This is a genomic window from Candidatus Neomarinimicrobiota bacterium (assembly GCA_041862535.1).
In the GTDB taxonomy this organism is placed as follows: domain Bacteria; phylum Fidelibacterota; class Marinisomatia; order SCGC-AAA003-L08; family TS1B11.
The window spans coordinates 1-7,094 of record JBGVTM010000317.1 but is presented as its reverse complement, the minus strand read 5'-3'; the positions used below and the strand labels follow the sequence as shown (position 1 = coordinate 7,094).

The window sequence follows — 7,094 nt, the reverse complement described above, 5'->3', positions numbered from 1 at the left end:
CAGGGTATCTAATCCTGTTTGCTCCCCTAGCCTTCGTGTCTCAGCGTCAGTATCGGGCTAGAAAGCCGCCTTCGCCACCGGTGTTCCTCCTGATATCTACGCATTTCACCGCTACACCAGGAATTCCGCCTTCCTCTACCGAACTCAAGACCGACAGTTTCGAGACCAGCTCCACGGTTGAGCCGTGGTATTTAAATCCCGACTGATCGATCCGCCTACGAGCCCTTTACACCCAATGATTCCGGACAACGCTCGCCCCCCTCGTATTACCGCGGCTGCTGGCACGAAGTTAGCCGGGGCTTTCTTCCAGGGTACCGTCAACCTCCGACATTATTCACATCGGAGCCTTTCTTCTCCCGGGACAGACCTTTACACTCCTCGGAGCTTCATCGGTCACGCGGCGTTGCTGCGTCAGGCTTTCGCCCATTGCGCAAAATTCCCCACTGCTGCCTCCCGCAGGAGTCTGGGCCGTATCTCAGTCCCAGTGTGGCTGATCGTCCTCTCAGACCAGCTACTGATCGTCACCTTGGTAGGCTTTTACCCTACCAACTAGCTAATCAGACGCAGGCCCATCTCGCAGCGCGACCCCGATTTCTCAAGGCCGCTTTCATCCCGACACTTATGTGTCGGGGTCGTAACCGGTATTAGTCCCGGTTTCCCGGGGTTATCCCGATCTGCAAGGTAGGTTACCTACGCGTTACTCACCCGTTCGCCAGTGTCCTCCCGCCCGAAAGCAGGATTCCCCTTGACTTGCATGTGTTAAGCACGCCGCCAGCGTTCGTCCTGAGCCAGGATCAAACTCTCCGTTGTATGGCGTTTCTAAAACTACCGTGGCCACTTGATCGACTGTGACCCGCGCACGCTCTTCTCGCAATGTCAAAAAACACCTTTTAGGCGCGAATCTCATTCGCCCCTATCCAGGATAAATTAATATAATTCCCTACCCCTTGCAAATCTTTCTCAATCGGTACCTATTTGAAGGAAAAGACCTTCACCCCAAGCCACAAACGACCTGATATTGCTCTAGTAAATAGCCGGATGGGCGAAGGACGAGACCATGCCGAGCGGCACAGCTCAGTAAAATGGCGGCAAAGGTCAGGGTGCCGGTTCCCAGGGCTTACCCCATGGCCTCGGCGGGGTGACCTACATACACCAATCCTCCGGGATGGCACTGACGCCGATCATCGCCTACTGCGAGCTTAATGCACATATAAGATGAGTTGTCAAATATCCATTGAAAAATCGAAAACTAAAAAAATCATCGCATAGCACTCGCAATCAGGTGAATGAAATGGTTAACGGCTTAAATTTTCCAATTAAAATCATAATATTCTGCAATTTTATCAAAGAATTTTCGTATTCCACAGGGCAAATAGTCAAATTGTCAATCCCTCACAAGACGGACAGAGAAACCGCCTTTCTTTAAGTAACTGTCCCTGCCCATATCTGTATCGTCATGATATAGGCACCGGTACCATGCGTAACCACTACTGAGCGTCTCGGTAGATGACCAGAAGAAGGCTTTATAACCAAGATACATGAAGTCACCAATGCCATTACGCCAACCGCCAGGAAGTGCTAAGAAACCTCTTCCATAGTTATCGATTCTGGTGTTGGGGCTTTCCCAATGCGCTATTCCAGCTTCTTTCAGTTTGCCACCCGCAACATTCGAACCACCAAGATAATCAATAAGAGTTTGCCAATCCTCATCAGTCGGCACATGCCAGCCGGGAGGGGCAATATTCTGGCTGTCTTTAACTGCATACCAGTTGTACAGATAGCCATAGGTTACCGCTTTGTTTTCATCATTATTATATACACAATAAGCACCGGTAGATAAAATGCCCCAATCATTACTAACTATAACGTTAGGTATAGGTTTGCCATTACGGTAATGTGTTACTTTCAGATTTTCAGTCATCCACTCCTGTGTACCGATGTTGAGCGTTCGATAGGCGTTTCCATCTTGATCTGTCATGGTGCCTGGGATGGTGATAGTTGCCTGTGCTGTCTGTCCCTGGTAAGAGGCTGTGACTGTTTCTGTACATGAATTGGTTCCAGTATTGGATCTGGCAGTGAAAAGACCATTTGCATCTATGCTGCCAGAGGTACCTGGTGATGCCGACCATATTGCTGAAGTAGTCACATCCTCCGTGGCTTGGTCTGAATACCTGGCCGTGAGGGTAAACTGCTGCGTTTCGCTCGGATTTACAATACTGATTGTGGGCGATATATTGATTGATGACAATGTGTGTGGTGCAGATTCACCTTTGACAAGACGTACAGAGAACCTGTAGCTCGGATGTTCGGCGTTACGCCATATAGATGAACTATTGTAATACAGGCACCGGTACCACGTGTTCCACCATTCAATGTTATCCTTGGTCGACGTCCAGAAGTAGGCGTAATAATTGAGATCTTCACAGTAATCCCCCATCGAACAGTAACCTCCCGGAAGCGCGGAAAACCCGCTCTCGTTGGTTGCGCCGATGTTGGGGGTTTCCCAATGCACTGTTCCACCTACTTTTAGTTTACCTCCTTCATCTGTACCCCGAGAGCCTCTATCATCTGCTTCTGACGAATCCATCCCCAGTTGTTTTTCAAGCGTTTTCCATTCTTCATCCGTGGGCACATGCCAACCTGCAGGTGCAATGCCACGGCTGTCGTTCACTGCATACCAGTCGTACAGATAGCCATATATGGCCGCTTCGTTTTCATAGTATTTGCACGGTTCGCCATTGCGGTAATGCGTTGCTTTCAGGTTTTCAGCCATCCACTCTTGCGTACCGATGATGATCGTCTGATAGGTGTTGCCATCTTGGTCTGTCATGGTGCCACATTGTTGATTACTAACGACAGTGATGGTTGCCTGTGCTGTTTGCCCCTGATAAGATGCTGTGACCGTTTCTGTACCCACGTTGGTTCCGGCAGTGAAAAGACCTTTTGCATCTATGCTGCCAGCAATACCAGGTGATACAGACCATGTTGCCAAAGAAGTCACATCCTGTGTGCCATGATCTGAATAAATGAAGGTAAAAGTGAACTGGCGAGACTGTCCGTTAGTTAATAATATAAAACTAGGCGTAACTTCAATATCAACATTCTCAATATACTGTATTATATTTTTTATATTCCATAGCTCACCTTTTTCATCGTAATTAAAACAATGCTTTGTTTTAATATTACCATAACCATCATATTCATAATAGACATCCCAAATTTCATTGCCAGAGCTATAATGTATGTTATTTATTCTACCATATGAATCATAATTATAATGAATATCATAACTACCTGTACCAGTGCTTGAATAATGGTCTGCTGAACTAAGGTATACTAATACTTCAATTGTCCAAGTACCTGAACTGGGTGGATTCCATTTTATCCATTTACCAAAATCAAAAGAACTAGAAGTATCTGCTCTATCGATTATCTTTGAATTATAAACTGTATTACCCTTTTTAAGGCTCCAATGATAATGTAGAGTACCTGAAGAATTTGCTATGCATTCGAGTTTTACCGTATCTATAACAGTTACTGTTGTTTTATCACAGGTTATTCCTGATATATTAACTGTATCACTTGCTGATGGTTGATCTAAATCTTCGTTATCTTTTGATTCAGTAGGGCTTTTCTCATTACAGGAAAATGATATAAAGGCAAATAAAATAATAAATGCCCAATATTTCATTTAGCTTCTTTCCCCTCCATTTTTAATAATGAAAATTTAATAGCGGCTAACAATGATTATACAGGCTGCATAAAGCCAGTCAAAGCCCATCAATCGGAATTCGCACGCCAGGTTCACCTTTGTTTAATACGTGAGTATAAATTATCATCGTGCTGACATCTTTGTGGCCAATCAGTTCTTGCACAGTTCAGATTTATACCCGCTTGGCTAAGAAAGGGGACCATTCCTAACTTGTATCCCTTACAGAAGAAAGTTAACGAAAAGCATTCAGGTCTCCAAAAGGTATGATTTCACCCGCCGTCAGGACCGGACATACCCCGGGCAGGAGGGGAGCTGGTCTTCAGCAGCCTTGGGGATCAATATATGGCCGGGTGGGCGAAGGACCAGAACGTATCCAGGGAGTAGGCTTGGTTGATTTCCACCAGCCGCGCCTCCCGGATTCCCAGGTTCCGGTCCTCCATCAGCCTCTTCGACGCCTTGAAACTCACCATGTAAACGCCCACTGCACCCAATCCCATCACGTAGCGGGTCCAGTGCGGCACGATGGCCGCCCCCATGGCCAGCGTCCCGGTGCCGATCGCATAGCCCAACGCTTCACCCAGGCTGCCGAGATACAGCAGTCCTCCACCAGGCAGCAGGTTCCAGAAGCTGCGCTTCCAGCCCCGATAGTAGCGCAACTCAGGGATGGCCTCGATGTCGGTTATCAGGCTATCCAGCACCTTCTGGGCCCGGGGCGGGTAGAACCGATAGGCCTGCCGGAACAACTCCTCGCTGTCTGTCCAATTCTCCATGGTAAGGGAAGCAAAGCCCTTCAGCACCAGGATATAAGGGTCTTCCATGGGCGGCAGGTTAAGGACCGCCTGGTAGTCTCCCAGCTCGTAATCCATCCGCGCCAGCTGCCGCAGGCAGACTACCTTTACCAGCGGATCTGCGTCCAGGCTGTCCCGCACCGCGGTGTATTGCTGCCGCGCCAGGTCGAACTCCTTGAGGCGCTCGTAAGCCCGACCGATGCGGTAGTGCACCAGCGGCACCAGCTCATCCTCGGGAAAGTGATACAGGAAGCTGAAGTATTCCATCACCGCCGCCTGGAACTCCCCCCGACGGTATTTCTTCTCACCCAGCGCCAGGAACTCGTTCCGCAGCCGCTCCGCAAAATAGGACCAGTCCTCGTGGATGTAAGCGTTGGAGCGGGCGTCGGTAGTGTCCAGGGCCGTGGTATCGGCTACTTCCTGGGCCGCAAGGAGGTCGATGGCCAGCAGTATGCCAAGCAGGTAGCGCACGATGCGAATTTACGGGCTGGATGTGCCAATGGCACCTCTTCCGCCACACCACACTTGCTGGTATCTGCATATGTCGGTTAGTTACCATCCTCATTGGAAACAGCCCGCCGTTCACCACCACCCGGAAAATGGTGCCGATGAATAGCTGAAGGCTTGGAACTGTGTACTAGGGGCTTGCAGGGGCGACTCGTCCGTTTGCCCGCGTTTCATAGGAGCACGTAGCTGCCGCGCACCTCCGACAACCATTGCAAGTCCCTGAAACAGGGAGAAAATAGAAACCTTTTGGACACCCAATAGCGATGATCCAGCGGATATTTCTTGACAATATAGTGGTGCTATCTTATAATGTAAGTGACAATTAAGTGGTATGCCTTATGGGCCGTATCGGTTTCTATTTCATTTCTATCATTCTCCTGCTCCTGGGAGCATCTGCTTGCGGTTTGCTCACAGGCCCCGACGACGAGGTCGCCAAAGATCCCCGGGAGTATACCTGGACCGTGGACACCCTGGCCTTCGGCCCCCAGACAGCCATGGAGCGTATCTGGGGCAGCTCCCCTACCGACGTTTATGTGGTGGGACACAACGCCAAAATGGTCCAGGGAAAGATGTTTCATTTCGACGGCGACAAGTGGGATATGGTGGAACTCAGTACCAGTTATGGCGGACATATCAGCGGGTATTTCGATCTCAGCTCCGTTTATGGCTTTGCTTCTGATGACGTCTGGGCGGTAGGCGAGCGGGTTTATGACAATCCCGAGCCACCCCCCAACTGGCTGGACAGTACCCTGATTATTCATTACGATGGAGCCGTCTGGCAGGAGGCGGTGACACCACCGGGACGGGGCATAACGGCCATCGGCGGCAGCGGGCCGCAGGACATCTGGGCCGGCGGCCTTTACGGCACCCTCCTGCACTACGATGGAAACGCCTGGACCCCCGATTCCATACCCCTGGTGGATGCCCATGATCCCGATCAGTTCTCCTACTTCAACCTCTTCACCGGCCACCGGGCCGATGATCTGTATGGCTTCTATTATTGGGCAGACGACGACGGCAACTGGCTCCTACATTACGACGGGGAAAGCTGGTCGTTATTGAAAACCCTCTGGAGTGTTGTCTGGCGTGACATCTGGCTGAGCCCCTCCGGCCGGCTGTACAGCGTGGGAGGTGGCAATATCAGCCTGTGGCGGGACGGTTCCTGGGAGCGGGTCCTGTAAGGGGAATTCACCCTATTCGATATCTACGGCAGCAGCGATGACAATATCTTCGCTGTGGGCTACCGCTACAGCGACAAGAGCGGTCTGATCTACCACTACAACGGCGTAGACTGGTACGAATATCCTGAGCCGCGGAACCTGCCGCGAAGTCTTTACGACATCTGGACCGACGGGAGAGAGGTCTTCGTGGTAGGCTGGATCACGCATGACTATCCACAAGTCAGCATCGTCATACACGGGAGGTAATCATGGGATTGGATGTGGTCGCATCATTTTCCCCTTGACAAACCATGCCGAATGTTGTATATATATAATTGACAAGGGGAAACCGCCTTTGAAACGCCTGTCCCTTACCCTGGTATCCTGCCTCATGCTGTTCTGGGCCTCCACATGCCGCAACGGTACCGGCCCAGACGACGATGACGATGATGACGTCATCAGAGACCCCCGGGAGTACACCTGGACCGTGGACACCCTGGCCTTCGGACCCCAGACAGCCATGACGGCTATCTGGGGCAGCTCCCCCACCGATGTCTACGCGGTGGGGCACAATGCCCTGTACACCGGCAAGATGTTCCACTATAACGGTGAGAAGTGGCGTAATGTCGATTACACCACCTTCGTGGGTGGAGTGGCTGACGACCTGCGAGACGTCCTCGGCTTTGCCGAAGACGATGTCTGGGCCGTTGGGGTACATTCATATCGCAATCCCGATCCGCCACCCAACTTCATCGACAGCGCCATGGTCCTTCACTACGATGGCACGGGCTGGCGGGAGGTGAAAACGCCGTCGGTCCCAGGGCTGATGGCCATCGGCGGCAGCGGGCCGCAGGACATCTGGGCCGGCGGCCTTTACGGCACCCTCCTGCACTACGATGGAAACGCCTGGACCCCCGATTCCATACC

The 7,094-nt window shown here is 51.1% G+C and carries 5 protein-coding genes and 1 rRNA gene; 2 read left to right on the top strand and 4 right to left on the bottom strand.

Translation table 11 applies throughout. The features are described from left to right. The 3 genes from ACETWG_11475 to ACETWG_11465 form a co-directional block, all read right to left on the bottom strand. Positions 1-810 (bottom strand): 16S ribosomal RNA (locus ACETWG_11475); the annotation flags it as partial. A 574-nt stretch (positions 811-1,384) separates the two neighbouring features. Beyond that, on the bottom strand, positions 1,385-3,691 hold the full coding sequence (locus ACETWG_11470; protein ID MFB0517206.1) for an FISUMP domain-containing protein: 2,307 nt from the start codon (positions 3,689-3,691) through the stop codon (positions 1,385-1,387). A gap of 356 nt (positions 3,692-4,047) precedes the next feature. Further along, positions 4,048-4,971 carry a tol-pal system YbgF family protein gene (locus ACETWG_11465; protein MFB0517205.1) on the bottom strand — a complete coding sequence of 308 codons (924 nt, stop codon included), beginning with the start codon at positions 4,969-4,971 and terminating at the stop codon, positions 4,048-4,050. 374 nt (positions 4,972-5,345) lie between these two features. Here ACETWG_11465 and ACETWG_11460 point away from each other — a divergent pair, with 374 nt between their 5' ends. Further along, entirely contained in the window at positions 5,346-6,188 is an 843-nt protein-coding gene (locus ACETWG_11460) for a hypothetical protein (GenBank protein ID MFB0517204.1), read from the top strand. A 12-nt stretch (positions 6,189-6,200) separates the two neighbouring features. Here ACETWG_11460 and ACETWG_11455 read toward each other — a convergent pair whose 3' ends face one another. Next, positions 6,201-6,395 carry a hypothetical protein gene (locus ACETWG_11455; protein ID MFB0517203.1) on the bottom strand — a complete coding sequence of 65 codons (195 nt, stop codon included), beginning with the start codon at positions 6,393-6,395 and terminating at the stop codon, positions 6,201-6,203. Positions 6,396-6,522: 127 nt separating this feature from the next. On the opposite strand from ACETWG_11455, the gene ACETWG_11450 reads away from it, so the two are divergent. After that, positions 6,523-7,094 (top strand): hypothetical protein (locus tag ACETWG_11450; GenBank protein MFB0517202.1); only part of this gene is annotated, 572 nt, incomplete at its 3' end.

Coding starts and splice junctions, on each gene's coding strand:
- ACETWG_11455 (MFB0517203.1), bottom strand. CDS start 6,395: ATGCGTGATCCAGCCTACCACGAAGACCTCTCTCCCGTCGGTCCAGAT.
- ACETWG_11460 (MFB0517204.1), top strand. CDS start 5,346: ATGGGCCGTATCGGTTTCTATTTCATTTCTATCATTCTCCTGCTCCTG.
- ACETWG_11470 (MFB0517206.1), bottom strand. CDS start 3,691: ATGAAATATTGGGCATTTATTATTTTATTTGCCTTTATATCATTTTCC.